This is a genomic window from Desulfonatronospira sp. (assembly GCA_003563255.1).
In the GTDB taxonomy this organism is placed as follows: Bacteria; Desulfobacterota; Desulfovibrionia; order Desulfovibrionales; family Desulfonatronovibrionaceae; genus Desulfonatronospira.
Genome location: PWSL01000102.1, coordinates 1 through 3,563, shown reverse-complemented (window position 1 = coordinate 3,563; position 3,563 = coordinate 1). Strand labels below are relative to the sequence as shown.

2 protein-coding genes are annotated in these 3,563 nt (G+C 45.4%); both read left to right on the top strand.

Translation table 11 applies throughout. The features are described from left to right. Window positions 1-1,579 precede the first annotated feature (1,579 nt). The gene (locus QZP87_RS03005; RefSeq protein ID WP_291321436.1) at window positions 1,580-2,752 is read left to right on the top strand and encodes a homocysteine biosynthesis protein; all 1,173 of its coding nucleotides are present in this window, start codon (window positions 1,580-1,582) and stop codon (window positions 2,750-2,752) included. Next, window positions 2,739-3,533, top strand: a complete 795-nt coding sequence (locus QZP87_RS03000) for a hypothetical protein (protein WP_291321435.1) — start codon at window positions 2,739-2,741, stop codon at window positions 3,531-3,533. The genes QZP87_RS03005 and QZP87_RS03000 overlap by 14 nt, the downstream gene beginning before the upstream one ends. Window positions 3,534-3,563 lie beyond the last annotated feature (30 nt).

The following is a 3,563-nucleotide window of genomic DNA, read 5'->3' as shown; positions in this document are numbered from 1 at the left end:
GACGAAAAAGCGACGGAGAGCCTGGAACCACCAGCCTCTGGCGGGCGCTTGTGCTTCTCCAAGGCGGCCTCATTGTTTATCGGGCTCTGATGCCAAATATCAATCTAGGTCCTTGAACGTGGGGGCATGTGTGGGCAACTCTCAGATTATTATGGGTTGCTGGCACTGTCCACTTTAGGCGCTTAGCACAAGTTTCGGAACAACATGTTGTTTCATTTTCAAAGAAAGCCAAGAGGTTATGCCCACGGAACACACGGAAGGGCACGGAAGTTTTAAGCACTGCGAAGCAACGCATATTCCGTGAAATTCCGTGTATTCCGTGGGCAGTCTCTTTTGCCCTGAAGGGGCCACTTGTTCCGTGCACGGTCGCGGAAAAAGCCTGGTGACTTACTCTTGAAACCCTACTTGCTCCATTAAACAACGCTGAAATCGTTCCTGCATAGCAGGGTTTAGCAGGGGTAAAAAACAAGATAATTTTGAACCACGCGAAGCGCGTGGCAGGCCAGCCGCCCCGGTTGAATGCCCTTCGGACTTGCTCTTCGAGCAATTCAACTGGGCAGGCAAAGTACGCAATGCTTAAGTGGTGAAGCTGAGGTATTGTCACTAACGCGGGCTTTGCCCGCAAAACAATAAAGAAAAGAGTTTTTTTTGACAGGATTAACCACGCCAAAGACGCGTGGCAGGCATAGATTAAGAGATTGATGAAGAGATAATCATTTTTGTCCTGGCTCTCTGTTTAATGCCCTTCGGGCCTGCTCTGCGAGCAATTAAATCACGCCACAGGCGTGACAGGCGGAAGCCAGGCCAGAAGGTAATCAATCTAGCACTCACTTTCATCCGGCATTCATGAGTGCCGGATGAAAGTGAGTGCTGGATGGCTAAAACGGCCACCGGGGACAGGCACTTTTGCCGACCTCAAACCGTAAAACAGCTGGACTATCCGGCGGCAAAAGAGCCAGTTCTCTTCCAGCTTATATAAAGTATCGCTGTAGTGATACTTACCCAGAAAAAGCATCAGCTAAGTGGATGCACCTTTTTTAAATTTTTCATCAGCATCCTTTTCTTGCACTGAGTCCTTATCTAAGTTATATTTTCAACTGCTTACCGCTGAAGCCTGGTCATGAATTACATGAAGGTTTTGAGCCATGACTGTGGTTCAGCGCTGGTATTGGGATTGTCCCCGCTGATTTCCTGCCTGGTTAATAGCAGGCAAACTTTCTAACGCGGGCTTTGCCCGCAACCCAAGATATAGCAGTGCTCTTATCCCAATTGGGACAGTCCCGCACTTATTTTTCTGATGAATAAGTTACAGCCTTGAGATTTACAAAAATAAGTGCGGGACAGTCCCACTGCTAAGCACTGAACCCCCGCCATGGCTTAAATTTTTCTTTTTTTTTGTGACCACTGTTAAACCCTGCTCCGCAGGAACGATTTCAGCGTTGTTTAAAGGGGCAGGCAGGGTCTCAGGAGTAAGTCACTGACCAGGAACCAGGAACCCAAACAGCATTTTTATACATGCGCCGTTTTAACGCACTGAATTTATTGATTAAAAATCTCAGCTATTTGTGAAGGATTATATATGTCTGATAATAACAAAGTCACCAGGACTATTGATGAAATCAATAGTCGAATTAAGGCGGGAAAGGCAGTGGTAGTCAATGCCAGAGAGATGGCTGATATTGTCAGGGACCAGGGAAAGGTAAAAGCAGCCAGGGAGGTGGATGTCGTAACCACCGGTACTTTTTCTCCAATGTGTTCTTCCGGCATGATATTCAATTTCGGGCAGAAGCCACCCATGATAAAAGGTCATAAAATATATCTGAATAATGTTCCCTGTTATGGAGGTCTGGCAGCTGTCGATGCTTATATTGGTGTTACAGAGACTATAGAGAATGATCCGCTGAATAAAGTATATCCCGGAAAGTTTGCTTACGGGGGCGGTCATGTTATAGAAAATCTGGTCAGCGGGCAGTCGGTCCACCTTTATGTCCAAGGGTATGGGACTGACTGTTACCCAAGAAAAATGCTGGAAAAAGATATAACACTCGACGAGTTGAAGACAGCAGTGCTTTTCAACCCAAGAAATGCATATCAGAACTATAACTGCGCTGTTAATCTTACTAACAGTATAAAATATACTTACATGGGCCCCTTGAGGGCAAATATGGGTAACCTCAATTTTGCTACTGCAGGTTGTCTGAGTCCTTTATTTAATGATCCATACCTTTTGACCACCGGACTTGGCACTAGAATTTTTCTCGGCGGGGGCATTGGATATGTAATTGGTGAAGGAACACAGCATAATCCTGATCCCCCGAGGAACGAACGGGGCATTCCCAAATTGCCTTCAGGTACTTTGATGGTCAAGGGAGATCTCCATGGAATGAATTCCAGATACCTCAGAGGAGTCAGTTTTGCAGGCTATGGATGTTCCATGGCAGTTGGGATCGGGATACCCATCCCGGTCCTGAATGAAGAAATAGCATGGTATACAGGTGTTGACGATTCAGATATCCACATGCCAGTCATTGATTACGGATATGATTATGGAGCAGGAAAGGCCAAAATCCTGGCCTATGTCACGCATGAACAACTGCTTTCCGGCAGCGTTGAGATCAACGAGAAAAAGGTAACAACAGTACCATTGACCAGTCGCTATATGTCACTTGAGATTGCTGATCTTTTAAAGGACTGGATACAGTCCGGCGAATTTTTGCTGACACAGGCCCAGGATAAAATTGAATCCAACTGATGAGCTGTATTCATATCTTATCGGCCTGTCTCCATTGACAGTTGCCCTGTCTGGAGGTGTAGACAGTATTACCCTGGCATATTTCTGCCATGTCAGAAATATTGAATTCAAGTGTTTTACTTTTTATGGACCACACATAACAGCCTGGGAAATAAGTAAAGTACAGCACTTTGTACGTGAATATTCAATACCGCACTCGTTTATGTACATAGATCCCCTGCAGAATCACAGGTTGCTGATTAACAGCAGGGAGCGCTGCTATCATTGTAAACTCATGCTTTTTTCCGCCCTTGGGCAACAGGCAGCTGAAGATAATACCATTGTCGAAGGCACCAACAGCAGTGAGCTTAAAAATTATCGCCCTGGGATGCAGGCCCTGGAAGAGCTGGGCATAGTATCCCCTTTTTCTGTTCTGGGAATTGACCGCATTTCAGTGGAACAGATTGCTCAGCAAATCATGGTACCGCAGTTGCCGGCTTTTTCCAGATCCTGTCTCATGACCCGGTTCGAATACGGCAAACACCTGGACCGGGATGTCTTACTCAGTATAAAGCATGCCGAAGACCACCTGCTCCATTGCGGCATAACTGGATTTAGAATACGATCTTTATTATCCGGTGAAACCATCCTGCAGGTGGATCCGTCAGAATACAATAACTTTATACACTGTCAAAAAACCTTTCAACATATTATGAATATAAACGGTCTTTATCCCTACAGTATACAGGTTTTAAGTTTTAACCGCATAAGTGGTTATTTTGATTACGATATAAATTCATAAAGCTGGGCTGTGCCCGCAACCCAGTTATTT